Source organism: Marinomonas pontica (assembly GCF_026191375.1).
GTDB lineage: Bacteria > Pseudomonadota > Gammaproteobacteria > Pseudomonadales > Marinomonadaceae > Marinomonas > Marinomonas pontica.
The window spans coordinates 1-25,346 of sequence record NZ_JAODTL010000041.1; the positions used below are offsets into that span (position 1 = coordinate 1).

At 44.6% G+C, this 25,346-nt stretch carries 25 protein-coding genes and 1 pseudogene; 12 read left to right on the forward strand and 14 right to left on the reverse strand.

The features are described 5' to 3' along the window. Window positions 1–102: 102 nt before the first annotated feature. Window positions 103–1,407, reverse strand: coding sequence for a tyrosine--tRNA ligase (gene tyrS, locus N5P32_RS10180; protein WP_265728973.1), 1,305 nt, complete (start codon window positions 1,405–1,407; stop codon window positions 103–105). 106 nt (window positions 1,408–1,513) lie between these two features. Here tyrS and N5P32_RS10185 point away from each other — a divergent pair, with 106 nt between their 5' ends. Continuing rightward, window positions 1,514–2,923: a peptidoglycan DD-metalloendopeptidase family protein gene (locus tag N5P32_RS10185; protein WP_265728974.1), complete on the forward strand. Its 1,410-nt coding sequence runs from the start codon at window positions 1,514–1,516 to the stop codon at window positions 2,921–2,923. 65 nt (window positions 2,924–2,988) lie between these two features. Here N5P32_RS10185 and trxA read toward each other — a convergent pair whose 3' ends face one another. From trxA to lptM, 6 genes are all read right to left on the reverse strand, one after another. Continuing rightward, window positions 2,989–3,315 (reverse strand): thioredoxin TrxA, encoded by a 327-nt coding sequence (trxA, locus tag N5P32_RS10190; RefSeq protein WP_265728975.1) that lies wholly within the window; start codon window positions 3,313–3,315, stop codon window positions 2,989–2,991. A gap of 103 nt (window positions 3,316–3,418) precedes the next feature. Further along, window positions 3,419–4,132, reverse strand: coding sequence for an HAD family hydrolase (locus N5P32_RS10195; protein WP_265728976.1), 714 nt, complete (start codon window positions 4,130–4,132; stop codon window positions 3,419–3,421). Further along, window positions 4,129–4,794: a DUF484 family protein gene (locus tag N5P32_RS10200; RefSeq protein ID WP_265728977.1), complete on the reverse strand. Its 666-nt coding sequence runs from the start codon at window positions 4,792–4,794 to the stop codon at window positions 4,129–4,131. The genes N5P32_RS10195 and N5P32_RS10200 overlap by 4 nt, the downstream gene beginning before the upstream one ends. 7 nt (window positions 4,795–4,801) lie before the next feature. Then, window positions 4,802–5,632 carry a diaminopimelate epimerase gene (gene dapF, locus N5P32_RS10205; protein ID WP_265728978.1) on the reverse strand — a complete coding sequence of 277 codons (831 nt, stop codon included), beginning with the start codon at window positions 5,630–5,632 and terminating at the stop codon, window positions 4,802–4,804. A 10-nt stretch (window positions 5,633–5,642) separates the two neighbouring features. Beyond that, window positions 5,643–6,896, reverse strand: coding sequence for a diaminopimelate decarboxylase (gene lysA / locus N5P32_RS10210; RefSeq protein ID WP_265728979.1), 1,254 nt, complete (start codon window positions 6,894–6,896; stop codon window positions 5,643–5,645). Window positions 6,897–6,910: 14 nt separating this feature from the next. After that, a complete protein-coding gene (lptM, locus tag N5P32_RS18235) occupies window positions 6,911–7,030 on the reverse strand; it encodes an LPS translocon maturation chaperone LptM (RefSeq protein WP_338265453.1) in 120 nt (39 codons plus the stop codon). A 176-nt stretch (window positions 7,031–7,206) separates the two neighbouring features. Here lptM and N5P32_RS10215 point away from each other — a divergent pair, with 176 nt between their 5' ends. Then, window positions 7,207–8,028, forward strand: coding sequence for a hypothetical protein (locus N5P32_RS10215; RefSeq protein WP_265728980.1), 822 nt, complete (start codon window positions 7,207–7,209; stop codon window positions 8,026–8,028). 58 nt (window positions 8,029–8,086) lie between these two features. Here N5P32_RS10215 and argH read toward each other — a convergent pair whose 3' ends face one another. Further along, entirely contained in the window at window positions 8,087–9,487 is a 1,401-nt protein-coding gene (argH, locus tag N5P32_RS10220) for an argininosuccinate lyase (protein WP_265728981.1), read from the reverse strand. Between the two features lie 154 nt (window positions 9,488–9,641). Between argH and hemC the strand changes: the two genes are divergently transcribed. Genes hemC through N5P32_RS10245 form a run of 5 tightly spaced genes read left to right on the forward strand, consistent with a single transcriptional unit; the run spans window position 9,642 to window position 13,779 of the window. After that, window positions 9,642–10,565 carry a hydroxymethylbilane synthase gene (gene hemC / locus N5P32_RS10225; protein WP_265728982.1) on the forward strand — a complete coding sequence of 308 codons (924 nt, stop codon included), beginning with the start codon at window positions 9,642–9,644 and terminating at the stop codon, window positions 10,563–10,565. A gap of 17 nt (window positions 10,566–10,582) precedes the next feature. Then, complete coding sequence (locus tag N5P32_RS10230; RefSeq protein WP_265728983.1) at window positions 10,583–11,128, forward strand: uroporphyrinogen-III synthase; 546 nt, start codon at window positions 10,583–10,585, stop codon at window positions 11,126–11,128. Between the two features lie 44 nt (window positions 11,129–11,172). Beyond that, window positions 11,173–11,343, forward strand: a complete 171-nt coding sequence (locus N5P32_RS10235; RefSeq protein ID WP_265728984.1) for a hypothetical protein — start codon at window positions 11,173–11,175, stop codon at window positions 11,341–11,343. Next, on the forward strand, window positions 11,336–12,553 hold the full coding sequence (locus N5P32_RS10240; protein WP_265728985.1) for a uroporphyrinogen-III C-methyltransferase: 1,218 nt from the start codon (window positions 11,336–11,338) through the stop codon (window positions 12,551–12,553). Before N5P32_RS10235 ends, N5P32_RS10240 begins: the two co-directional genes overlap by 8 nt. After that, window positions 12,550–13,779: a heme biosynthesis HemY N-terminal domain-containing protein gene (locus N5P32_RS10245; protein ID WP_265728986.1), complete on the forward strand. Its 1,230-nt coding sequence runs from the start codon at window positions 12,550–12,552 to the stop codon at window positions 13,777–13,779. The genes N5P32_RS10240 and N5P32_RS10245 overlap by 4 nt, the downstream gene beginning before the upstream one ends. 101 nt (window positions 13,780–13,880) lie before the next feature. Here N5P32_RS10245 and N5P32_RS10250 read toward each other — a convergent pair whose 3' ends face one another. The 3 genes from N5P32_RS10250 to N5P32_RS10260 all read right to left on the reverse strand — a co-directional run bounded on the left by N5P32_RS10250 (window position 13,881) and on the right by N5P32_RS10260 (window position 16,683). After that, window positions 13,881–15,428, reverse strand: coding sequence for a methyl-accepting chemotaxis protein (locus N5P32_RS10250; protein ID WP_265728987.1), 1,548 nt, complete (start codon window positions 15,426–15,428; stop codon window positions 13,881–13,883). A gap of 85 nt (window positions 15,429–15,513) precedes the next feature. Beyond that, complete coding sequence (locus N5P32_RS10255; protein ID WP_265728988.1) at window positions 15,514–16,443, reverse strand: hypothetical protein; 930 nt, start codon at window positions 16,441–16,443, stop codon at window positions 15,514–15,516. Window positions 16,444–16,497: 54 nt separating this feature from the next. Beyond that, entirely contained in the window at window positions 16,498–16,683 is a 186-nt protein-coding gene (locus tag N5P32_RS10260) for a hypothetical protein (protein WP_265728989.1), read from the reverse strand. 91 nt (window positions 16,684–16,774) lie between these two features. On the opposite strand from N5P32_RS10260, the gene yaaA reads away from it, so the two are divergent. Beyond that, window positions 16,775–17,557, forward strand: coding sequence for a peroxide stress protein YaaA (gene yaaA, locus N5P32_RS10265; RefSeq protein ID WP_265728990.1), 783 nt, complete (start codon window positions 16,775–16,777; stop codon window positions 17,555–17,557). 43 nt (window positions 17,558–17,600) lie between these two features. On the opposite strand, the gene prmC is transcribed toward yaaA, so the two are convergent. Genes prmC through hemA form a run of 3 tightly spaced genes read right to left on the reverse strand, consistent with a single transcriptional unit; the run spans window position 17,601 to window position 20,845 of the window. Then, window positions 17,601–18,440, reverse strand: coding sequence for a peptide chain release factor N(5)-glutamine methyltransferase (prmC, locus tag N5P32_RS10270; RefSeq protein WP_265728991.1), 840 nt, complete (start codon window positions 18,438–18,440; stop codon window positions 17,601–17,603). Between the two features lie 44 nt (window positions 18,441–18,484). Beyond that, on the reverse strand, window positions 18,485–19,573 hold the full coding sequence (prfA, locus tag N5P32_RS10275; protein ID WP_265728992.1) for a peptide chain release factor 1: 1,089 nt from the start codon (window positions 19,571–19,573) through the stop codon (window positions 18,485–18,487). 3 nt (window positions 19,574–19,576) lie between these two features. Next, window positions 19,577–20,845, reverse strand: coding sequence for a glutamyl-tRNA reductase (gene hemA / locus N5P32_RS10280; protein ID WP_265728993.1), 1,269 nt, complete (start codon window positions 20,843–20,845; stop codon window positions 19,577–19,579). 198 nt (window positions 20,846–21,043) lie between these two features. Here hemA and N5P32_RS10285 point away from each other — a divergent pair, with 198 nt between their 5' ends. The 4 genes and pseudogenes from N5P32_RS10285 to N5P32_RS10300 all read left to right on the forward strand — a co-directional run bounded on the left by N5P32_RS10285 (window position 21,044) and on the right by N5P32_RS10300 (window position 25,306). After that, window positions 21,044–22,849 carry a tetratricopeptide repeat protein gene (locus N5P32_RS10285; RefSeq protein WP_265728994.1) on the forward strand — a complete coding sequence of 602 codons (1,806 nt, stop codon included), beginning with the start codon at window positions 21,044–21,046 and terminating at the stop codon, window positions 22,847–22,849. Next, the gene (lolB, locus tag N5P32_RS10290) at window positions 22,849–23,427 is read left to right on the forward strand and encodes a lipoprotein insertase outer membrane protein LolB (RefSeq protein ID WP_265728995.1); all 579 of its coding nucleotides are present in this window, start codon (window positions 22,849–22,851) and stop codon (window positions 23,425–23,427) included. The genes N5P32_RS10285 and lolB overlap by 1 nt, the downstream gene beginning before the upstream one ends. After that, window positions 23,412–24,286: pseudogene (ispE, locus tag N5P32_RS10295) on the forward strand (4-(cytidine 5'-diphospho)-2-C-methyl-D-erythritol kinase). The gene lolB and the pseudogene ispE overlap by 16 nt, the downstream one beginning before the upstream one ends. A gap of 72 nt (window positions 24,287–24,358) precedes the next feature. After that, on the forward strand, window positions 24,359–25,306 hold the full coding sequence (locus tag N5P32_RS10300; RefSeq protein ID WP_072842118.1) for a ribose-phosphate diphosphokinase: 948 nt from the start codon (window positions 24,359–24,361) through the stop codon (window positions 25,304–25,306). Window positions 25,307–25,346 lie beyond the last annotated feature (40 nt).

Here is a 25,346-nt window from a genome sequence, read left to right on the forward strand (position 1 = left end):
TTCATTATTTTTCAAATTGATGGAAAAAGAGCAAAAAACAAAAAAAGACACCGAAGTGTCTTTTTTGCATATCTCATTGAGCCAGTCAGTTAGCATCATGCTCTACAAAACAAATAAGTGATGCTTCTTCTTACCTAGCTTGACTAGGAAGTATTTACCGAAGTAGCCATTCTCAGCAGTGAAAATGTCGGCTGCCGCCATATTGTCATCCAGGCCTTTCGCAACACCATTAACAAATACAGAGCTGCGTTGCAGTGCATCTTTGACTTGCTTACCGCTTGCCGCCAAGCCTGCATCAGCCATCAAAGTAGTCAATGGCGTCTCGACAAGATTCATACCTGACAAAGAGCTACTCGGCAAACCATCAAGCTGAATCTGCTCTAAATCCTGTTCACTCAGTTTATCTGCTTCACCACTGAATAATGCATTAGTAATCCGCTCTGCGGCCTGTAAACCTTCCTCACCATGAACCAACTTAGTTGCTTCACGAGCAAGAATGGATTGCGCTTGCGGTTTAACACCACTTTCCTGATCTGCTTTTTCAATAGCATCAATTTCTTCAAGACTTAAGAAAGTGAAGAACTTCAAAAACTTATACACATCAGCGTCAGCCGTATTCATCCAAAACTGGTAAAAGGCATATTGACTCGTTTTAGCAGGATCTAGCCATACCGCTCCAGATTCCGTCTTGCCAAATTTCGTACCGTCAGACTTAGTAACCAATGGCACAGTTAAACCAAAGGTCTGTGCTTGATTTTGTCGACGAGAAAGATCAATACCTCCAACGATATTCCCCCATTGATCACTGCCACCAATCTGTAGAGTACAATCGTAAGCGCGATTTAATTCAGCAAAGTCCATCCCCTGCAACAAAGCATAAGAAAACTCCGTAAAAGAGATTCCAGCCCCTTCTCTATTCAGGCGCTGCTGTACAGACTCTTTATTAATCATTGCATTGACTGAGAAGTGTTTGCCAATATCGCGCAAGAAGTCCAGAACACTCATTTCTCCTGCCCAGTCCAAGTTGTTTACAACTCGCGCTGGGTTAGAAACGTTATCAAATTTAACAAATTGACTTACTTGACCACGAATTTTTTCAGCCCAACCCGCCACTACATCCGATGTATTTAGTTGCCGCTCTGCAGCTTTAAAGCTTGGGTCACCAATTAACCCTGTTGCACCACCAACAAGAGCAATAGGGTTATGGCCTGCGTCCTGAAAACGTTTCAACACCAAAAGAGGAACAAGATGACCTAGGTGCAAGCTGTCTGCCGTTGGATCAAAACCACAATAAAGCGTACGACTCTCACCATCTAGATGTTTTTTTAGCTCTTCTTCCGCCGTCATTTGGGCGACAAGTCCACGAGCTTGCAAGTCATTCAACAGGTCTTTACTGCTTACAGTCATTATTTTGATCCATATCCTAGTTAGTTTATCGTACTTAAGCATTCAATTATAAAAGTAATATTGGTAGGATTATAAGGCTTTTATAAAGATTTTTCGGGTACATATTTTGATAAAGTTATTACCAACAAAGCATTTACTGTTGATTGCCGCTGTAAGTGCACTTCTGGCCATAGTACTTATAGCCATTCCAGAAGAAGAAACCGATGGGAACGAACTGATCTCCATTGACGCCAGTTTTGAGATAGTCGATCAGTCGAAACTTATGCTGCACGACCTACAAAGTCTTAGCCCAAACACCACACAACCTTTAGTCAACACAACACAGAACACAAGCATTGCTAGTAATAGCTATGATATTCCAGCGCCCGAAGCCTTAGTCAAAAAAACCAGCGCACCAACATTCAAAAAGCAGTCCGTTGAAGTAAAGCCTGGGGATTCACTATCAAAAATACTATCCAATGCGGGGATCTCAGCCCAAGATATTTACAAGGTGTCACAAGCAGATAAAAAGCAAAAAACACTAGTCCAGATGAGACCGGGGCAAACCATTCAATTTACAACCAATGAGGCTTCGGGTGAATTATCAGAATTAACACTGACTTTAAACAGACTAGACAGCGTCACCTTTGAACGCAACGAAGACGAGTATAAAAGAAGTGAAGCTTCAAGAACCCCTGACATTTCACAAACTTATAAAGAAGCCGAAATTAACAACTCATTATTTGTTGATGGGCTTCGTGCTGGAATAGACCAACCACTACTTATCGAATTAGCGAATATTTTTGGCTGGGACATCGACTTTGCATTAGATATCCGCAAAGGGGATAGCCTTAGCGTGCTATACGAAGAAAAATTTCTTGATGGTGAAAAAATAGCAAATGGCAACATCATTGCTGCACAGTTCATCAACAATGGCAGAACGTATCAAGCCATTAGGTATAAAACGGATAAAGGAGCCAACTACTACACACCCGATGGCTTAGCGATGCGAAAAGCATTTATACGCACCCCTGTCGATTTCACAAGAATTTCGTCCAAATTCAATCCAAACAGACTCCATCCTATTTTCAAAACAAGCAGACCACATCGAGGTGTAGACTACGCGGCGGCGAGCGGCACTCCAGTCAAAGCAGCTGGTGATGGAAAAGTATCTTTTGCTGGTAAACAAAACGGTTATGGTAATGTCGTCATCATTGACCACGGTAGAGGTTACCAAACCCTTTATGCCCATTTGAAAGGTTTTGCAAGAGGTATAAAACGAGGTAGCCGAGTTCAACAAGGCAAAATCATTGCTTATGTCGGCCAAACGGGCTGGGCGACTGGCCCACACTTACATTATGAATTCAGAATAAACGGCACACATAAAAATCCAGTTACAGTCAAATTGCCCAATGACGATCCTATGCCAAAAAATGATTTAAAAGAATTTTTACCTTATGCCAAGAAAGTGGTTGCCACTTTAGCCAACTCACACTCGCCTTCATTTGCACAAAAGCTGGCCTCACTTAAGGAGTGAACCATCAAACAGGCATAAAAAAAGCAGCCTGTTGGCTGCTTTTTTTTATGAAACTCAACACTAAGTTAGATTGCGCCGTTCACAAAATCAATCAATTGAGATTTAGAAACTGCACCCACTTTAGTTGCAACCACTTCACCACCTTTAACGATTAGCAATGTAGGAATGCCACGAACGTTATATTTAGGCGCTGTTTCTTGGTTTTCATCCACGTTCAGCTTAACCACTTTGATTTTACCAGCGTATTCAGCTGCAACGTCTTCCAAAACTGGTGCAATCATTTTACATGGACCACACCAAGGCGCCCAAAAATCCACAAGTACTGGGATATCTGAATTCAATACGTCTTCTGCAAATTGAGCATCTGTAATCTGGATTGTATTCTCACTCATTTATAAGTCCTCAAAATCTATGTTTAACCAATGAATGTGGCTAGTGTATCACTAAATGATTTGGGTAAAAATGCGTTCAAACAAATTAAGATAATAGAAAAAACTATCTTAATAAAGAACGAATCACTGTCGGTAATTCTAGCAACGAATGCACCTCAGCATGAGACCGAGCACCCCACTCGTCTCCCCAGTGTTGCGCCCCATGGCGATTAAACCAAATACTTTTCGCGCCTGCGTTAGATGCGCCAAAGACATCATCCACAGGGTGATCTCCCACATGAACAAGCTCAGATAAATCTACGCCCGCTTTTTTTGCTGCTATTGAAAACACATCAACAGCAGGCTTAGCGATACCAACTTGATCAGCCCGAACTGCAAAATCAAAATACTGTCCAAGCCCAACATAAGGATGAAAAACATCGGCATTACCATTCGTAATGACCGCTAACGAGTACTCTTGGCTTAACGCCTCCAACACATCAATGGCATGCGGGTACAGATCCACTTTTTGGCGCCACTCACAAAAATGAGCCAGCGCAGCCGCTGCAACAGACTCAGCTTCTTCGGATGGAAGCCCAAATTGTTTTAGCGCCAATTTATAAACAGCAAGGCGGAGCTGTGTGAGATTAGGAGCAAGTTCTGGTGTTACCGAGAGCACTTTTTTCTTTAGTTCGTCTTGTACTGACAAAGAATAGGCAGAGGAAAAGCCAGGAAAACGCACCTCAAACCAAGCCGCCATGGCGTATTCAGCCCGAGTAATAACAGGTGAAACATCCCACAGGGTATTATCTAAATCGAAGGTAATCAAAACGGTCATGGCAATAACCTCAACACAATCGCACTTAATAGGTCTGCAATGTATTGAAGAAACAAAGCTCCCTTTTCTTTATCAAACGCTGACTTACTCTCGGCTCCCAGCACAAGCACGCCGCACTTTCTCACCTCTCCTCCTTCTCGTGAAAGAAGCGGTAAAACGGCAACAGAGTGAATTGACGAAGCGTCATCAGGGAAAAGAAAGTTCATTTCATTGGTTGGCAACATGCCACAGAAACAATTGATAAAGCCTGCAGAGTGAGATAAAAAGACATCGTCTTCCACCAGCTTATGACTTCTCACAGCGCTGTCAGGAAAATCACCAAACAATACCAATGCATGATGGGATACTTCAAAGTCGTCTCTCACCATGTCATCGATAATAACAGCCAAGTCATCCAAAGAACGGCAAGTCAGCCCCGCTAATACCAAGCGACGACTTTTCTGCATGGTCGATTCGTTTTCACGAGCCACTTTTATTAGACGATCAAATTCAGCTCGATACTCAGCTGTCGTTTTACGCAATAAATGCACTTGATATTCCAGTAACGACGTCACCTTTCCATTAACTGGATGAGGAAGATTAAGACTCTCCAACAAATCAGTATTCCGAACAAAAAAGTCCGGCGTATTTGACAAGTATTGAATAACTTCTTCTTCGCTCATAATTCCTCTATAGGTAAATTTGACCTTCGAATACTTTCTCAGCAGGACCCGTCATTAAAATGGGAGTCCCCTCACCTTGCCATTCAATGTGCAGATCACCACCACGCAAATGAGCGGTTACTTTAGGAGATAACCACCCTTGCTTAATGCCCGCAACGACAGCGGCGCAGGCTCCAGTGCCACAAGCTTGTGTTTCACCTACCCCACGCTCATAAACGCGCAAGTTGATTTCATCAGGGCTAATAACCTGCATAAAACCCACATTCACCTTTCTAGGAAAACGTTCATGACACTCAATCAAAGCCCCCACTCTAGTGACTTCCTCATCAAGAAGCTGATCCACTTTGATCACAGCATGAGGATTACCAACGGACACAGGTGTCATAAAATACTCTGTATCACCAGCCATAATACTATAAAGCCCATTACAAGGATCGGCCGTAAATGGCAAATCTTGCGGCTCAAAACTCGGCGATCCCATGTCTACTGTCACCAAGCCTGCGTCCAGTACGCGCAATTGAATCGAGCCACGTTTTGTTTCTACATTGATAATGCGTTTATTCGTTAACTCACGGTCTAAAACAAACTTAGCAAAACAACGAGCACCGTTTCCGCAATGCTCAACTTCACTGCCATCCGAATTATAAATGCGGTATCGAAAGTCCATGTCAGGATCAGTGGGCGGCTCAACCACCAAAAGTTGATCAAAACCGATCCCCCAGTTACGATCACTCAGTCTCTCGATCTGCTGCTTATTAAAAAACACCTTACGAGACACCGCATCCACTACAACAAAATCATTTCCTAAACCATGCATTTTGGTAAATTTTAATAACACGATGAACTCCTCAGTCTGGCAAAATTTGCTCACCAGCTAACTGATGTTCAATCGTTTCACGAGCACGGATCAAATACGTTTTGTCACCGTCCACCATCACCTCGGCGGCGCGATTACGGCTATTGTAATTCGATGACATAGTAAAGCCATAAGCCCCAGCCGAACGAACAGCCAACAAATCACCAGCCTGAATGTCCAACTCTCGATCTTTACCTAAAAAGTCACCTGTCTCACAAATAGGACCAACAAGATCATAGTTGCGTTTACCTTCTGGCGTCGGCAACAAAGACACAGGAACAATGTTCATCCAAGCGCCGTACAAAGAAGGGCGAATAAGATCATTCATTGCGCCATCAATAATGGCGAAGTTTTTATGTGGATTGCATTTCAAAAACTCAACTTGAGTCACTAATACACCAGCATTAGCCGCAATAGAGCGCCCGGGTTCGAACGCCAATTCGAAATCCATACCTTTTACTTTATCCAATAAGAGCTTGGCATATTCAGCAGGCTCAGGTGGTACTTCGTCACGATAGCGAACCCCCAAACCACCACCCAAATCAAGGTGTTTAATCTGAATACCTTCTGCTGACAGCTGATCCACCAAGCCAATTAGGCGGTCAAATGTGTCCAAAAAGGGTTTAAGTTCAGTTAATTGGGAACCGATATGACAGTCCACGCCCATGACATTTAAATGTGGCAGTGAGTGCGCAATTTTATAAATTCGAACCGCGTCCTTGATATCGATTCCAAATTTATTTTCTTTCAAACCTGTGGAAATGTAAGGATGGGTTTTTGCATCCACATCAGGGTTAACACGCAAAGACACAGGAGCAGTCTTACCCATTTCCCCAGCCACCTCATTTAAGCGGTACAGTTCTGCTTCAGATTCCACGTTGAAACAGTGGATGCCCACTTCCAACGCTCTGCGCATTTCCACCGCCTGCTTGCCTAACCCGGAAAACATCACTTTTGATGGATCGCCACCCGCTTTCAAGACCCGCTCTAGCTCACCGATGGAGACAATATCAAAGCCTGATCCCAAACGAGCCAAAACGTTCAAAATAGCAATATTCGAACACGCTTTTACTGCATAGCAGATAAGTGTTGGGTGTGACGCAAACGCATCGGCATAGGCCTTATAATGACGTTCCAGTGTTGCTCTTGAATAAACGTAACATGGTGTACCATATTGATTAGCAATATCAGACAACGCCACATTTTCAGCATGCAGTGCTTGATTAGAATAATTAAAAAAGTCCAAAAGGGGATCCTCAGCTATAAAGACGATTCTTGTTGCGGCATATCAGCTGTGTCTGTTGGCAAATAAAGCGCCCCTTTATTTCCACAAGCGGCCAAAAAAACAGCCAAAACACACACTGAAATCCACTTCACCATCGTCTTATCTCTTCTATTTTTGATTCAGACAGTATACCTTGCAGCCAGTTCGTTTCCCAACCCCAGCAGACCAATTACACAGATATTCTTTTCTTAAAATTCTTTACTTAATGGGCAAATATCTCTGTGTTTAAATTTGGTATATTAATCTGAGACAAGACATTCACTGATACAAAATGGGCTCTACTATCGTCAACCAACCAGATCAAGACACAAAACCATCCATAAAACACCGAGTGGCGCCATGGGCGACAGCACTGTTGTGCGCAATATCGATACATATACTGATACTGAACCTGATGCAGGTCCAACAGTGGTTTGACATTGATACACCAGCATCACAGTTTGAGATGCTACTACTGCCAACCCAACCTGAAGGCTCAACGCCTGAAACACCCAAAGCGATAACCGAGACGACACAGTACGATACCGCCAACGATCAAGACGCGCCCAGTTTTTTAACGCCCGACATTGAAAGCACCCAACCCGCACCGAATACCCAAGACGTATCCTCTATCCGAGACATAGGGCCTATTAACGAAGTAGACATTGTAAATGACAACATTACCCCTGATGAAACAACCTCAAGCTTGACGCCCTCAACAATAGACTCTTCCAAGCCAGCCTTACTGGACTTATCTAACATTTCGCTTTCAGCTGACACAAAAGACACCGCTTTAGTGGGTGTCTTTTCAGAAGAGTTACGAAACAAAATCTCGGCATCCAAAGAAGCCCAAAAAGAATATCTTAAAGGCCTAACAAAAGAGGTGGATTATCCCATCACAAAAGACGCAGACGGAACACGCTATGTGAATATAAAAGGAGTCTGTTGGCGACTTCCACCAGAGGGCAGTAATGAAGGATGGGCTATTGTATTCGATGGTTGCGGAGTGAAATCCGATTTATTCCACTTCGAGCTAAACATTTCACCCAGCGTGCTTACGAATGAATTACTAGGTCCGGATTCACCATTCAACCTAAACCAGCCCACAAAATAAAATGGCCACCCTAAGGCAGCCACTCTTCAACGCAAATAGCACTCACGAAGCAAACGAACTATCGTTTTAGAAGCTCCGCTTTTGCACGCTCTACCGCCTGTAAAACTTGAGCAGGTGCTGTGCCACCAATATGGTCACGAGCAGCGACAGAACCTTCAAGTGTCAAAACATCAAAAACATCCGCTTCGATCATGCTACCGAAAGACTGCAGTTCCTCTAACGTCATTTCAGACAAGTCTTTGCCTTCTTTCACGCCATAACCCACCGCTTTACCAACCACTTCGTGAGCATCACGGAAAGCGACACCATAACGAACCAAATAATCCGCCAAATCGGTCGCAGTAGAAAAGCCTCGGCGAGCGGCTTCGTACATATGCTCTTTACGAGATTCGATCGCTGGGATCATATCGGCAAAAGCACGCAACGAACCTTTTAGCGTGTCTACTGTATCAAACAATGGCTCTTTGTCTTCTTGATTGTCTTTGTTGTACGCCAGACACTGAGATTTCATCAAAGTTAACAAGCCCATCAAATGTCCGTAAACACGGCCGGTTTTACCTCGAACCAATTCTGGCACATCAGGATTTTTCTTCTGCGGCATAATAGAAGAACCAGTGCAGAAACGGTCAGGTAGATAAATAAAGTTAAACTGAGCAGACACCCACATCACCATTTCTTCCGCCCAACGAGACAAATGCATCATAATAATAGACGCTGTTGCCGTGAATTCGATGGCAAAATCTCGGTCACTGACGGAATCCAAAGAGTTGTAAGTCGGACGCTCAAACCCCAGCAATTCTGCTGTCATATGACGATCAATCGGATACGTTGTTCCAGCAAGTGCTGCCGCACCCAATGGCAAAATATTAATACGCTTACGGCAATCCACTAAACGCTCATAATCACGTTGCGCCATTTCATACCACGCCATTAAATGATGGCCAAATGTAACGGGCTGAGCGGTTTGCAAATGCGTAAAGCCAGGCATAATGGTATTGGCTTCTTTTTCAGCCAAGCTCAAAATACCTTGCTGCAGGCGAGTCACTTCTTCTAGCAAGAAATCCACTTCATCGCGCATGTACAAACGAATGTCTGTTGCAACTTGGTCATTACGAGAACGGCCAGTGTGCAGCTTCTTACCCGTGATACCAATTTTTTGCGTTAAACGAGCCTCAATGTTCATATGAACATCTTCCAACTCGATCGACCAAGCAAATTCGCCACGAGCAATTTCATCTTCAATTTCGGTCAGACCCTGAATAATCTGATCTCGTTCTTCTGCCGTCAAAACCCCTACGCTGGCCAACATTTTGCCGTGCGCAATGGACCCTTGAATATCCTGCTTTGCCATACGTTGATCAAATTCAACAGACGCGGTAAAACGCGCAACAAACGCATCGACAGGCTCAGAAAAACGACCACCCCATTGCTGGTTCGTGGTTTTATTAGTATCAGTCATTCGGTTGGTTCCCACACAAATTCAAACAGCTGCCAAGAGTACATTAAGCGCCCCGACTTATAAAGTATTGAAAGATGACGAGTGTCGTCATAGCGAGTATCATAATGCCGATATTTTAGAGACATTTATCCCACCAAACTCACTAGGAGACGCAGTGAAAGATAAAATTGTGATCGCAACCCGAGAAAGCCAACTTGCCCTTTGGCAAGCAAACAACGTCAAAGCAAAACTCGAAAGCCTTTACCCAGAGATGACGGTAGAACTGCTTGGCATGACCACAAAAGGCGATCAAATTTTAGATTCACCACTGTCGAAAATTGGCGGCAAAGGTCTGTTTGTAAAAGAGTTGGAAAGCGCTCTAATGGATGGTCGAGCAGACATCGCCGTTCATTCTATGAAAGACGTCCCTATGGCTTTTCCAGAAGGCTTAGGCCTAGCGGTCATTTGTGAACGAGAAGACCCCAGTGACGCTTTCGTTTCAAACCAAGTTAACGCACTGAATGACTTACCAAGTGGCGCCGTTGTCGGTACATCCAGCTTACGTCGCTCATGCCAATTAAAAATGCAACGCCCAGACCTCGTCATTAAAGACCTTAGAGGCAATGTAAACACACGTCTGCGTAAAATGGACGATGGCGAATACGACGCAATTATTTTGGCCACAGCCGGGCTAGTCCGACTAGAAATGCAAGACAGAATCAAGCAGCGCATTCCAGCAGAAACCAGTTTACCTGCGGGTGGACAAGGTGCCATGGGCATCGAGTGTCGCTCTGATGATGTACAAACCATCAATTTATTAGCGCCGTTACAGCATGAAGAAACCGCCATTCGCGTTATTGCCGAGCGCGCTGTGAATGAAAGACTAAACGGTGGCTGCCAAGCCCCCATTGCTTGCTTTGCGATATTAACTGGCGATTCTATTTGGTTAAGAGGCCTCGTTGGTAGCCCAGATGGAAAAACCATGATTGAAGGCGAAATTCGTGGCCACAAAGACGATGCAAAATCGCTTGGTGTGCAATTGGCTGACGACTTACTCGCTCGTGGCGCAGACGTCATTCTTGACGCCTTATATAAATAGGAAAAGGCGTAATAGTAGTGCAAGACTGCCGTATTCTGATTACTCGACCGGAACCTGAAAACACTCTGACCTGTGAGCGCGTTCGCGCTCATGGCTGGACTGCCGTATCACTGCCTATGCTGGACATTGCGCCTTTAGATAATGCGGATCAGCAAGCACTAATACGGTCACAAGTTTTCGATATCGACACCTTTGACTACGTCATTTTTGTGAGCAAAAATGCCGCGAGAATCGCTTGTGAATGGCTCGATGCCTGCTGGCCAATGCTGCCTATTGGCGTTCATTGGATTGGCATTGGCGAAGGCACGACCAACACACTGCGAGAAGAAGGCGTTCCTGCACTCTCTAACCCAGGCCATACCACTGAAGCGTTACTTGACTGGTTGAAGCCAGCCAAAATGACCAATCAGAAAATTCTGATTGTACGTGGACTGGGTGGTCGCCCTGAACTGGGTCTCAAATTAGAAGAAAGAGGCGCGAAAGTCAGTTATCTTTCTCTCTATGAAAGAAAAAACCACACTACCACGCTCAAACTTTCTTTATGCTGCCCGATATCAATTTAATATGGGTCACCAGTGGCGAAAGCTTAAGCAATCTTTCAGAATACGTGACATTACATACACCAGAGTGGAAAACACTCCCTATACTGACACCCAGTATCAGAGTGAATCAGCAAGCGATAGAAATGGGTTGGATAAATGCATCGTGCGCACAAGGTGCAGACGATAACAGCTTGATCAAAGCGACGGAATTTCACACAGGAAAACAGAATGACTGAGAACAACAAGCAAGAGCTCAACCTAAACGACGCTAAAGAGACGTCTCCTGTTCCCCCTCAAAACAATCAGGATACTAAGTCAGGCACTCCCATCGTCGCCGCCCTGTCTATTGGTATTTCAGCAATCGCCTTGGCGACCAGTGGCTGGTTGTATTTTCAGTCAACACAAAACACCGCAGAAAAAGACATAGCCGCATTAACGATTCAGCAGGCAGCGCTTAATAAAAAGCTCGACTCCGACGTATCGAATAAAGACCAACTCAAGCAACTAATCGCACAAGTTCAAAGTGCGGAGCAATCCATCCAAACGCAAAAAGAACATATAACGACACAGCAGACACGACAAACTGAAAAAATTCAGTCGCTGGAGTCCAAATTAAACAGATTGAATAACACCACAAAAGAAGACTGGAAACTTGCGGAAGCTGAGTATTTAATTCGTCTGGCCAACCAAAGATTACTGCTTGAATCAGACAATAATGGAGCGGTCACACTGCTTGTGAATGCCGATGACATACTAAACGAGCTAGAAGACCCAATCGCCTTCGCCACACGCAAAGCGTTAGCAAAAGACATCCAAGCCTTAAAATCCATAAGTTCATTCGATTTAGAAGGCGCTTATCTTAAATTAAACGCACTTTACAACGATGTCGCCAACCTGCCACAAAGAGAACCCTCAAAAGAATGGCAAGCTAATAACGCCAATACTGAAACGCAGATCAGCGATGCCAGCACAAATCGTTTCACAACGGCGCTTGAAAGCTTCTGGCGCTCCATCCGCTCTTTAATCGTCATCAACTACAACCACAAACCCATCAAAGCCTTACTACCACCAGCAGAATACCAACAGCTCATTACTGGGCTGCAACTGCAAATAGACGTCGCTCAAGTGGCTCTGGTAAAAGGAGAGCCAGTCATTTACCAACAGGCACTGTCTCGCATCGCTACGGCCACGACGGAACATTTTGAAACACAATCAAAAAATGTGGTGTCTTTTTTGGCCAGCTTAACGGCATTGCAACAACTGAATCCCTCTCCAGACCTTCCATTGCCAAGAGAGTCGCTCATGGCCATGAAAGCCTTAATGAAGGAATGGAACAACCGCGACGTGAAGACCAGCACAACCATAGAACAGAACGACACTGACACAACCGCTCCAGATCAACAAAGCACAACAGAAACGCAAATCGAGCCAGGAGATCAAGCATGAGAAAACTTCTTTTCTTATTGGTCATCATGATGGCCGTTGGTGGCGTATTAGGGTTACTGATGCGCCAAGACAGTGGCTACGTACTTCTGGCTTATAACGGCGTGACGGTTGAAACCAGCTTATGGGTATTGATTGTTGCCATGATCATCGCCTTGTTTGTGCTTAGCTGGGTAAAACGAATCTTATTCATTGCCCTTAGACCGAGCAATTCATTGGCAAAAGTAACCGGAAACTTAGCGCAAAAAAGAGCGTCTCGAAATACCATTAGAGGCATGTTAGAGCTGGTTGGGGGCAACTGGAACAAAGCAGAAAAACTGCTTACCAACAGCGCCGATAAGGTCCCTTACCCACTAATCAATTACATTGGTGCCGCTTATGCGGCCAGCGAGCAAGATGAACACGAACGCTCGAAAGCACTGTTACGCTCTGCACACAAATCAACACCAGAAGCCGAATTCGCCATTGGTTTTGCGCAAAGTCAGCTGCAGATTAAACAGGAACATTACGAAGGCGCTCTTGCCTCATTACTTCGCCTTCAGAAACTCAAGCCAAAACACAGACAAACCCTAAAAATGTTGGTCACTGTTTACACTAGATTAAAAGATTGGGATGCTTTACTGGCGTTAACACCAACATTGAAGAAAGACGGCATATTTGATGATGACAACATGCTTGAGCTTGAAAGAAACGCATTTTTGGCACTGTTAGATAAAATTAAATTTCGTAACAAACTAGGGCAAAACAAAAAAGACCTAGTGACAGAAGTCGAAAGCCTATGGAATAAATTGGACACCTTGTCTCAAGATGATCGCATGAGACAATTGTATGCCCAGACGCTGATTCATTTTGGTGATGACAGCAAAGCAGAAAATTTTATAAGAAGCAGCCTAAACCAAAAATGGTCTGAAGAGCTGATCTATGAATATGGCAACATCAAGCAAGACAACGCTAAAAAACAGCTGGTCAATGCGGAAAATTGGCTAAAAAAAGAGCCTGCCAGTGCAAATTTATACCTTGTCTGCGGACGCTTAAGCCAATCCATGATGCTATGGGGAAAAGCCAGAGACTACTACGAGCAGGCGCTTTCACTTGATACTCAAAATGAAGCATTGGCTGAACTGAGCCGCTTACTTAAAGCAATGGGAGATACCAAGGCAAGCCAAGATCTCATGATGATCAATTTGAATCAGGCAAGCAATCAACTTAAACCACTTCCTCTGCCTTAGTAAGGCCCACTATAAAACCAAAAAAAACGCGATGATAAAAATGTTATCGCGTTTTTTATTGTTTTTTTCTCTGTTACTTACTTATTTTTCTATTACTTTTTCTATTTAAAGCGAACCACCAGCTCGTGCATATTGTCCGCCACATTTTGCAGCGAACGAATACTGTCACTGGATAAATTAGACTTCTCAGAACTTTGCACAGATAAGTCAGAAATGCGCACAACCTGTCTATTTATGTCCTCAGACACATGCGCCTGTTCTTCCACGGCCGCCGACATCTGAATCGCCATATCCGAAATATTTGACACCGCTTCAACGATGCTCACAAAAGAACTCTCCATCTCCACGATTTTTTCCAATCCAAGCACGGCATCTTGCTTGCCTCGGTTCGCAATAGACACCGAGTTTTTGGCCCCGCTGCGTAACGTCTCAATAATATGGTGTATGTCTTGGGTAGACCCTTGTGTTCTTTGTGCCAATTGGCGCACCTCATCCGCCACAACGGCAAATCCTCGACCATGCTCGCCCGCCCTTGCTGCTTCAATCGCGGCATTTAGCGCCAGTAAATTCGTTTGCTCGGCAATTTGATCAATCATTTGCGCAACCTGCGCTATCTTTTCAGAGTGGTCCGCCAACTCTTGAACTGTTGCACTAATGTCATTTACTGTCTCACTCAATTGACGTATTGAATGCCGAGTTTCATTGACAATGATTTGACCGCTTTTCGCCGACTCAAAAGACGATTTAGCGCTGTCTGATGTTGCTTGAACATGCTGAGCAACATCATTAATCGTTGTGGTCATTTCTTGCATAGCGGCAGCCACGTCTTGGGTTTCATGCTGCTGACTCACCATGCCTTTTGTTGTTTCAATGGTGAGCTTAAGGCCAATTTTGGACTGAGCGGACACTTTTAACGATTCATCCTCAAATCGGGTCAGAACCGCGTCCATTCGGGACAGCAAACTTTTCACACCAACATCCAGTGTAGCGATATCCAAGGCACTGTCTGAATAGGTAATACCGGCCAAAGGATGCAAAAAAGACGTTGATAAACGCTTTCTTAAAATAGATTGCAGTTTTGTGTGATTCAATAAAAACAAACCATTGGCCACGATACTGCCAACAAGCAAAACACCCACCCCATAACGAATATCAATACTGCCTGCAATCACTGCAGCAATAAGACTGACAACAGGTAAAATGACTCGCCAAGACAAATAAGCGCGAGGCATGACGTTCTTACCATTAATAATGCGTCGATAAATCTTTTCTGCTCTAGCCACATCCGCTCGACTAGGAACCGTTCGAACGGATTCATAGCCAACCACTTTTCCAGCGTCAGTGACCGGCGTCACATAGGCATCTACCCAGTAAAAATCACCATTCTTACAACGATTTTTCACCAACCCCATCCACGCCTTACCTTGTTTAAGCGTGTCCCACATGATTTGAAACGCTTCTTTAGGCATATCAGGATGACGAACAATATTGTGAGGGCTACCGATTAATTCGCTTTTATCAAAACCGCTGATTTTTACAAACGCATCATTACAGTGGACAATTTTGCCCTTTAAATCCGTTGTAGAAATGAGTTTCTCGTTTTGATCGAAGGTTTTTTCTTGGTTTGTGATTGGCATATTCTTACGCATCGAATAACTATCCTTATAGAAAAATGGTAAGACACGTCCCATCAGACAACGTAATCATCTTAGTAGGAAGTGTAAACGAAGCACATTAGTCTTTGCTGTTATTTAACTTTAGTAAGCATCTGTTTAACCAGCGAGTAAAAACAGGTAATAAATATGTAGGGATTTGTAAAGCACCCGCCAATGGTAAAAATGCAGGTCCTAATAACACACCAGCGATGCTGTATGTCAGCAAGACGTTTCGGTTTCCCGATGTAATCGCGGCCGTTAAAGCGATATCTTGCCCCTGTTTACGGTAAAAAAAGTATGACAAAGCAAAAAACACCGCGCACAAGCCAGTGGCAATCATAAAATAATTCAGCGCCATCATCGGATCATGATCAAAAAGCACACGAAAGCTTCCAACCAAACCAAAAGGAAAAGCAAACACCAGCAAAATTGTAAAAGGGGATATTTTTACTAGAAAGCGACTTAGAGACTCTTCTGGCAACGACCAATGAACAAGAAATGAAAACAGCATTGGGCCGAAGATAAATACGATTAGACGAATGAAGTAACTCCCCCAATCTAACTCCACCTTTTCAGTCTGATACAGTACTAGCACAACAAAAATGGACACGGGGAGAACCAGTGTGGTCGCGATAGTCATGGCCATTGCTTGTAAGCTATCAAAACCCAGCGCCTTTACTATCGCCGGAGTCGCAAACAAAGACCCTGTAGCGGCAACCGCCACCACAGCCAACAGAAGGTCAGCTTCAAACGAAAGCGCCCAACCAATAGCACCAACCACCAACATAAACACAGCGGAATGCAAAATAGCATAACGCCATATGGAAAAACGTCTTAATCGCTGAATGAGTACATTTTGCTTCATACCCAATAACGTCAACGTCATTAGCGTAAAAAGCACGACCGGAAGGAAAGGAAAAAATGCCAGTGAGACAGAAGGCAATAAGAAACCCAGAATAGCAAAAACAAACATGAAAGGAAGAGAGTGACGAACAAGGAACAACAGCATGGGGATTACACCTTAAACAGGCAGCCCATTAGAAAAACAACAGAACTATTCTAATTATTTTTTTGAGCCACTATATACTTTATTATTTTCAGGCAACTCAGCAATCTCAACCACCCAATCAGCTCTTGCTTGGTCAAATGCTTCACGCAGAGCAAGAAGTTCGTCACTTGGCGTAAGTGAGCTTTCTTGTTCGTTGCTAGGCTGACGAGCGACAGGAAATGGTATCAGATTATTCTTCATAAATTATCTCTATTAAAGCATTGTCTGGATATCTATCGACACTCTATGGATAATCTTTAGGAAACGCAATGATCAAGCCAATGGAATAACTATGAAGTTTTTAATCTCACCAGCCAAAACGCTGGATTTAACATCAGCACCTACGGTCAGTCAATTCAGCTCCCCAGAGCTATTAGATGAGGCACAACAACTCATCACCACCATAAAACCATACACACCAGCCGACATCGCTTCCTTAATGAAACTCAGCGATAAACTTGCCACACTCAACGTGTCTCGCTACCAAGAATGGGAAAAAGAACATACCCAAGACAACAGCCGTCCAGCCATTTATACCTTCATGGGCGACGTCTATACTGGTCTCGACGCTTATTCATTAAAAGAAAACGACATGCAATATGCCCAACAGTCTTTGCGTATTTTAAGCGGTTTATATGGAGTGCTAAAGCCGTTAGATTTAATGCAAGCCTACCGTCTAGAAATGGGCACCAGTCTCAAAAACGAGAGAGGTACTAACCTTTATCAATTTTGGGGAGATATTATCGTTAACAAGATTAACGAGACCCTTGATGAAGGCGAACTATTGGTCAACCTGGCGTCCAATGAATACTTCAAAGCAGTGAATAAGAAAAAGCTAACGGCGCCATTAATCACACCGAACTTTCTTGACGAAAAAAATGGCAAGTTCAAAGTCATCAGTTTTTATGCAAAAAAAGCCCGTGGTTTGATGGCTCGCTACCTGATTGAAAATCGCTGCGACACCTTAGAGGAACTTCAAGCATTTGATTTAGCGGGTTATCGTTACGACCCTCAACAATCAACCAAAGACAGTCCCGTCTTTATTCGCCCAGAAAGCGCCCAACCTAAAAAATAACGCCCATAGAAGCAGTAAACACTAACGACTGCGTTTGCTGCTTCTATGGATATTGCCCAATAGTCACTCGGTCGTTCTGACCTAAATCCTGAAAACTCTCTACACCAACAAATCCCGCGGCCTTTAAAGCCTCGCGCACTGCCGCCGCTTGATCATATCCATGCTCAAACATCAAATAGGCATTGTGCTTCATAAAACGCTGTGCAGACTGAATAATATGCTCAATATCCGCCATGCCATGATTGTCAGCGACTAATGCACTTTTCGGCTCGAAGCGCACATCACCTTGCGACAAATGCACGTCATTTGGGTCAATATAGGGTGGATTTGAAACGATCAAATCAAATGGCTCACAGTTTTCCAACGCATCAAACCAACGGCTTTGCATGAAGGCCACATTGTCTATCTTGTTTCGTAAGGCGTTACGTTTTGCCAACTCAACGGCTTCTTCAATTAGATCTACGCCAACAACGGCCGCTTTAGGTTGCTCTGCTGCAAGTGATAACGCAATCGCACCCGTTCCGGTACCAAGATCAAGAATCCGGCTTGTCTTGCTCACATCCAGCACAGACAATGCCACTTCCACTAAGCGTTCAGTGTCCGCACGAGGGATCAAGGTACAAGGCGCAACTTCCAGCTCCAGACTCCAAAACGCCTGATGTCCTAGCAAATACGCTACGGGTTCGCCTTGCGCCCGTCGAGTCAATAACGTATTAAATCGTTCGATATCAGCCGCATCGACTTGTTTATCTGGCCACGTATAAAAATACGATGTTGAAACCGACAAAACATGTGCCAGTAATAGCTGAGCGTCTAACTGCGCCGTTGCAGACGCAAAAGTAAGGCGCTCGAAAGCGCCTTTAAGCAGTTCATCTATTCGCATACGCGATGATTACCTTGATAGTGTAAGCAGCAAAAAAAACGAAATTAATTATCACCACTCAGTGCCGCTAATTGCTCTGCTTGGAATTCATTGACCAATGGATTGATTAACACATCCAAATCCCCTGCTACGATCTCATCCAACTTATACAAGGTTAAGTTAATACGGTGATCCGTCACTCGGCCTTGTGGATAATTGTAGGTACGAATACGCTCAGAGCGATCACCACTGCCGACGAGGGATTTACGTGTTTCAGATTGCTCACTCGCCGCTTTTTCCAATTCGGCCGCTTGCAAACGAGACGCTAGCAAAGACATGGCCTTGGCGCGGTTTTTATGCTGTGAACGCTCTTCCTGACACTCGACCACAACACCCGTTGGGATATGCGTCAGACGAATAGCAGAATCGGTTTTGTTGACGTGCTGACCGCCCGCACCCGAGGCTCGAAAAGTATCAATACGTAAATCGGATTTGTTGATGATAATGTCATCCACTTCATCCATCTCAGGCATGACAGCAACGGTACAGGCCGAAGTGTGAATACGCCCCTGAGACTCGGTCGCTGGAACACGCTGTACTCGATGCGCGCCAGATTCAAACTTCAGTTTAGAATACGCACCTTCGCCCACAATACGAGCGATGACTTCTTTATAGCCACCGTGCTCGCCATCACTGGCACTAACAATTTCCACCTTCCAGCGCTGTGTCTCGGCATAACGAGAGTACATGCGGAATAAGTCACCGGAGAATATCGACGCTTCATCACCGCCCGTTCCGGCACGCACTTCTAGGAAGACGTTGCGAGAATCGTTAGGGTCTTTAGGCAACAATAATTTTTGTAGAACCAGCTGCAGCTCTTCTTTTTGCGCTTGCCCAGCTTTGTATTCTTCAACGCCCATCTCTTTAATATCTGGATCAGCGTCGGTCATCATCAACTCAGCTTCGGCGATGTTTTCGTCGATTTGCTGAAACTCATTAAAACATTTCACCACAGGCTCAAGCTCAGCGTACTCTTTTGAATAAGCACGGAACAATTCTTGATCCATAATGACTTCGGCCACACCCAGTAACGCCGCTAACTCATCATAACGATCAGATAAACTTTCTAATTTTAACTTTATCGATTCTTTCATTTTTTAATTGTCTTTTTCTTCGTAGATGCCCAATACATTTGAGGCAATGGTTAATGCGTCTTGGTCTGCGTCCGCCCCAGCATCACGTAAATAACGTGTTGGGGCATGAATAAGTTTATTCATTAAACCATGCGCAAGCTTACTAACCACTTGCTCAGGAGACTGTCCCATTTCAAGACTTTTCAATGCTTTTTCTAATTCTGTATTCTTTACCGCTTCGGCAGACTGTCTAAACGAGACAATCAAGTCCGACACTTTTCTCGACTCCACCACGCGACGATAAGCGTCGACGCCTTCTTCGATCATTTGCTCTGCGGCTTTTGCCGCATCTTGCCTTGCTCTGACATTTTCTTCAATCACTGAATGAAGATCATCCACCGTATAAAGATAAGCGTCGTTGACTTCATCCACTTCCGGTTCAATATCGCGAGGAACAGCAATGTCGATCAATAGCATGGGAGAATGGCGACGTTTCGACGTTGCACGCTCTACCATGCCTTTACCTATAATGGGCAATTGGCTCGCCGTCGAAGAAATGACGATATCGGCCTGAGATAAATAGTCGCCGATCTCACCCAACATAATGGCTTCAGCATTCAATTCATTTGCTAACGTTTCCGCTCTGGCCAAGGTTCGGTTCGCAACAATAATTCGTTTAATACCATTTTCTTTCAAATGCCTTGCGACCAGCTCAATCGTCTGCCCAGCACCAATCAGCAATGCGGTACTGTTTCGAATGTCTGCAAAAATACGTTGTGCAAGACTCACCGCCGCGAACGCAATCGACACCGGATTTTCACCAATTGCCGTATCAGTACGAACACGTTTAGCGACCGAAAAAGTGCGTTGAAACAGGGATTCCAGCTCAGGACCAATACAGGATCCTTCTTGTGAAACAGCGTACGCGGACTTCACTTGCCCGAGAATTTGCGGCTCACCCAATATCAAGGAATCCAAACCTGATGCCACGCGCATCACATGTCGCACACTGTCATCATCACTGTGCGTATAGCAGTATTGCTGTAATTCTAACAAGGCAATACCGTGATATTCCCCCAACCAAGCAATTACTTCTTCTATTTTAGTGGCGTCTTCAACCGAGCAATATAATTCCGTACGGTTACAAGTCGAAACGATGACGGCCTCATTGGCTCTTTTCTCCGCAATAAGCGAAGACAAGGCGTCTATCATTTTTTCAGGCGCAAAGGCCACGCGCTCACGTATCGAGACTGGCGCAGTTTTATGATTCACACCTACAGTAATTAGCGGCATTCAGGGCTCTTCTCAAAGATCGAGATCTTAAGGTAATGACAGGAGCAAGCACGGCTCCAACATGACTCTTTACATAAAGAAGACACATTATACGAGAAATTCGCTTTTTTTCGCACCCCATATGAGCAATAAAAGTAATAGGATTAGTTTATAGTTATGCCTGACATAACGTGCCGCTAGCGATACCATAAGGGTTGTATGAATTTAGTATTGAGAAAACGCATGCCTTTTGTTTTTAGGCTCACACAAAAAGTTCGCGCAAGTGCATCAGCGAAAAAACGGCTGTCTCTTTTTATTATCCTGAGCGTGCCGTTGTTGACGGCCTGCAGTCATGATACGACCACGCCCCATGCCGCGTCATTGGCAACTCAAGCACCCCACCCCGTTTCTTCTGCAAGCAATACCGACATCGAAGCCTTGCTAAACGCAGAGTTCATATTACAAAGAGAAGGGCCAAACAAAGCCTTCGAGTCTTTTTATGCACTCGCCAGCCAATCTAACAACATCGACTTAATCGAACGACTAACACACATTGCATTGTTGTCTCAAAATCACCTATACATAGAAAGAAGCGCAAATCTCTGGCTGGCCGCGGCTCCCTCGTCAGAAACAGCTTATTCATTGAAGCTGCAAATTCTCATAAAAGACAACCGTGCAGAAGAAGTGGCAACCTTGCTAATAAACGCCATGAGACACAAAGTATCATTGCGATTCCTACCCCTATACCTAGAAGAAAACATTCGTGAAAACGATCAGGTTTCTACAATAGAAGAAGCCATTTCATTGCTTCCTATGGAGAATCAGAACAATCCCAATATTCAGTTAAGCCACGCTCATCTATTGCTGCTTTCAGGAAAATACCAGCAGGCCATTACCACCTCTGAACAGTTATTATCCAAAGATGGGATGACTAAAAACGAGGCTCTGTACCTTATTCTCGCCTTCAGCCAAAAAAATCTGGACCTGCTTGAAGACGCAATCAAGACGCTCAAAACAGCACTCATACAACAACCAAAGAGCACTAGGCTCTTAACGCCCTTGATCGACTTTCTCGTAGATGACAACCAACCCACAAGTGCAGTGGACATTTATCAAACCGCAGCGCTAGACACGCCTGAAAAGCTACAAGTTGGCATAAACTTAATGCGAACACTATTGGAACACCAACACGCTGAACTGGCATTGCAAATCGCCAGCAGCTTACCCCAAAAGCAGCTTGGCCTTTCGGATCAAATTAATTATTTAACGGCTATTGCGCTTGCACAATTAGGGCAAAAGCCACAAGCCATCGACACCATGGAAAAAGTGGACGGCACATTACGAGCCAACGCCACCAATCAATTGGCCATATGGTTCTATGAAGAAGGCAAAGAGCAGGACATCAACACTATGGTTCTGCGCAGAACACCGCGTGAAAACATGCCAGAACAAGTCGCTGCCATCAGCCACCTTCATGAAGAAAAGGGTCAAACGGATTTATCCTACGAACTGGTAAACAACGCCCTTGTAAACCTTCCTGAATCCGCGCCATTACGATACAGAAAAGCCTTGCTTGCCGACACCCTTGGCTACTGGGATATTACCGAGTCAGAACTAAAAACATTATTGCAAAAAGACTCGGATAACCCTCAATATTTAAACGCTCTTGGCTATACGTTGCTCACCAGAACAGATCGACTCGATGAAGCCATGCGCTACATCGAATCTGCGTACGATAAAAACAATGAAGACCCCGCTATTATCGACAGCTTAGGGTGGGGATTCTTCCTTAAAGGAGAGTTAGAGCAGTCTTCTTATTACTTAAAAAAGGCCTGGTCGATATTACCAGACGCAGAAATCGCAGCGCATTACGGCGAATCTTTATGGAAACAGCGACACTACAAAGAAGCCTTATCCATATGGAAAACAGCACTAGAAACAGCGCCAGATACACCGCTATTACTCGACACCATAAAACGACTGTCACCGTCGTTACTTGAAGACTTAACACAGGACAAGCCATAATGAATTATCGCACACTTGGCGTTATCGCCTTCACCGCACTGATTAGTGCCTGTAGCACACGCCCCACAGGACCGATCACCCCTCCACCAGAGAATGTTCAAGCCATATCGAAATGGGAAACCTCTGGCCGCGTCGGCATTCGTACCCAAAATGACGCGGTGTCTGGCAACTTTTCTTGGCAAAAAGCCCCAGATACATTTGAACTAAACATCGTGGGACCTTTTGGACAGGGCGCCACCAAGCTTGATCAATCTGTCGATGGGGCTGTCACCTTGTCATATGAAGATACCGTGGTAAAAGGCAACGACCCAGCCACACTTCTACAACAAGAGCTCGGCTGGGAGTTTCCAGTTCAGCAAGTCACCTACTGGATAAGAGGTTTGGCGTCACCTAACTCATCCGCCACCATTACCAAGAACGCTGACAGCCAATTACCCAATCAAATAGAACAAGACGGTTGGCTCATCACTTACAGCAATTTCACAAAAGTAGATGGCTTGTCCTTGCCACAAAAAATGCAGGTTTCTAACCCTCCATTTAAAGTAAACCTAATCATCAATCAATGGACTATTCAGTAACTAAGATGCGACTACCTTCTCCCGCAAAATTAAATTTATTTTTACACATTACTGGCCGACGAGAAGACGGCTATCATGAACTGCAAACGCTGTTCCAATTTATTGATCTGTGCGACACCATTGACTTCACATTGACACGTAACAATCAGATCACTATTTCGCCGATAATCGAGAACCTACCAGCTGAGGACAACCTAATTTATAAGGCCGCAAAATTGCTCACGCCCTATAAAAAAGACGCCCATTTCGGCATCGATATTATCCTGACAAAACAATTACCTATGGGTGGCGGAATTGGCGGCGGCAGCTCAAACGCAGCCACCGCCCTACTGGCCTTAAACGTCCTATGGGAATGCCATCTCCCATTGGAAAAGCTCGCTGAGCTGGGCGTGCAATTAGGTGCTGATATCCCTGTTTTTGTTATGGGTTTTGCGGCCTTTGCTGAAGGGGTTGGCGAAAAGCTGCAAAAAGTGGAACTGAAGACCCCTATTTTTTACTGCTCAAACCCAATTGTCACGTCTCAACTGGTCAAATTTTTACCGATAAATATTTGACAAGAGACACCCCTCCCATCAGAATATCGCACGCCTTGAAGCTGGGTGGGCATAATGATTGCTTAGACGTGGTAAAAAAGCACAATCCTGAAGTCGAAGAAGCGTATTTATGGTTGCAAAATCATGGGGATGCGAAGCTGACAGGAACTGGCGCTTGCCTCTTTTTAGCATTTGATAATATGCGCGACGCAGAACGAGTAAGATCGCTTACACCAAATAAATGGCAGAGTTGGGTTTGCCGCGGTTGTAACACTTCTCCTACACATGATGCGCTTAGCCAGTGGATTGAGCAAAATCGAGGGTAGTCTGTCGCTTTTCGAAGCCACTATTTCTCAGCCAGTCTGTTTCATCGCTACAAAATACAAAGGGTATACACAGTGTCCAAGTTGATGGTTTTTACCGGTAATGCAAACCCTGAACTCGCTCGCAGAGTAGTTCGCCGTCTAGGATTACCTATTGGTAACGCAACAGTCGGCAAGTTTAGCGACGGAGAAATTACCGTTGAGATCAATGAAAATGTTCGAGGTAAAGACGTCTTCATTATCCAATCTACCTGTGCACCTAGCAATGACAACTTGATGGAACTTATCGTCATGGCAGATGCGTTACGCCGTGCGTCCGCCACTCGTGTCACTGCTGTTATTCCTTATTTTGGATACGCTCGTCAGGATCGTCGCGTACGTTCTGCTCGTGTGCCCATTACAGCAAAAGTGGTTGCAGACATGATCTCTGCCGTTGGCATCAATCGCGTATTAACGGTTGATTTACATGCAGACCAAATCCAAGGATTCTTTGATATCCCTGTTGATAACGTTTATGCAACCCCTTTACTACTTGACGATTTGCAGCGTCAAGGCCATGAAAACATCACGGTTGTTTCACCTGATGTAGGTGGTGTTGTTCGTGCTCGTGCTTTTGCAAAACTACTTGATGATGCGGACTTAGCTATCATTGATAAGCGTCGTCCGCGAGCCAACGAAGCACAGATCATGCATTTGATCGGTGACGTTGCAGGCAAAACATGCGTTCTTGTCGACGACATGTGTGATACCGGTGGTACTTTATGTGCCGCAGCAAAAGCGCTAAAAGAACACGGCGCTGCCAAAGTGCTTGCTTACTGTACTCACCCAGTACTGTCTGGCAAAGCCATTGAAAACATTAAGAATTCCGTGCTTGATGAGTTGGTCGTGACTGATACCATCCCATTGACACAAGAGGCGCTTAACTGCCCTCAAATACGCCAATTGTCGATGTCTGACATTATGGCGGAGGCTGTTCGTCGCGTTTGCAACGAAGAGTCTATCAGTGCCATGTTTGGGGCCTAAGCCAAACATTAACGCTCGGAGCGGGTCGCATCTCTGGGCA

What these genes read in the sequence shown, in the direction of transcription:
- N5P32_RS10240 (WP_265728985.1), top strand. Translation starts at nt 11,336, where the DNA reads ATGACTGAGAACAACAAGCAAGAGCTCAACCTAAACGACGCTAAAGAG.
- N5P32_RS10245 (WP_265728986.1), top strand. Translation starts at nt 12,550, where the DNA reads ATGAGAAAACTTCTTTTCTTATTGGTCATCATGATGGCCGTTGGTGGC.
- N5P32_RS10215 (WP_265728980.1), top strand. Translation starts at nt 7,207, where the DNA reads ATGGGCTCTACTATCGTCAACCAACCAGATCAAGACACAAAACCATCC.
- N5P32_RS10250 (WP_265728987.1), bottom strand. Translation starts at nt 15,428, where the DNA reads ATGCGTAAGAATATGCCAATCACAAACCAAGAAAAAACCTTCGATCAA.
- N5P32_RS10285 (WP_265728994.1), top strand. Translation starts at nt 21,044, where the DNA reads ATGAATTTAGTATTGAGAAAACGCATGCCTTTTGTTTTTAGGCTCACA.
- prmC (WP_265728991.1), bottom strand. Translation starts at nt 18,440, where the DNA reads ATGCGAATAGATGAACTGCTTAAAGGCGCTTTCGAGCGCCTTACTTTT.
- N5P32_RS10200 (WP_265728977.1), bottom strand. Translation starts at nt 4,794, where the DNA reads ATGAGCGAAGAAGAAGTTATTCAATACTTGTCAAATACGCCGGACTTT.
- argH (WP_265728981.1), bottom strand. Translation starts at nt 9,487, where the DNA reads ATGACTGATACTAATAAAACCACGAACCAGCAATGGGGTGGTCGTTTT.
- hemA (WP_265728993.1), bottom strand. Translation starts at nt 20,845, where the DNA reads ATGCCGCTAATTACTGTAGGTGTGAATCATAAAACTGCGCCAGTCTCG.
- lolB (WP_265728995.1), top strand. Translation starts at nt 22,849, where the DNA reads ATGAATTATCGCACACTTGGCGTTATCGCCTTCACCGCACTGATTAGT.
- N5P32_RS10255 (WP_265728988.1), bottom strand. Translation starts at nt 16,443, where the DNA reads ATGCTGTTGTTCCTTGTTCGTCACTCTCTTCCTTTCATGTTTGTTTTT.
- prfA (WP_265728992.1), bottom strand. Translation starts at nt 19,573, where the DNA reads ATGAAAGAATCGATAAAGTTAAAATTAGAAAGTTTATCTGATCGTTAT.
- tyrS (WP_265728973.1), bottom strand. Translation starts at nt 1,407, where the DNA reads ATGACTGTAAGCAGTAAAGACCTGTTGAATGACTTGCAAGCTCGTGGA.
- lptM (WP_338265453.1), bottom strand. Translation starts at nt 7,030, where the DNA reads ATGGTGAAGTGGATTTCAGTGTGTGTTTTGGCTGTTTTTTTGGCCGCT.
- N5P32_RS10195 (WP_265728976.1), bottom strand. Translation starts at nt 4,132, where the DNA reads ATGACCGTTTTGATTACCTTCGATTTAGATAATACCCTGTGGGATGTT.
- N5P32_RS10260 (WP_265728989.1), bottom strand. Translation starts at nt 16,683, where the DNA reads ATGAAGAATAATCTGATACCATTTCCTGTCGCTCGTCAGCCTAGCAAC.
- yaaA (WP_265728990.1), top strand. Translation starts at nt 16,775, where the DNA reads ATGAAGTTTTTAATCTCACCAGCCAAAACGCTGGATTTAACATCAGCA.
- trxA (WP_265728975.1), bottom strand. Translation starts at nt 3,315, where the DNA reads ATGAGTGAGAATACAATCCAGATTACAGATGCTCAATTTGCAGAAGAC.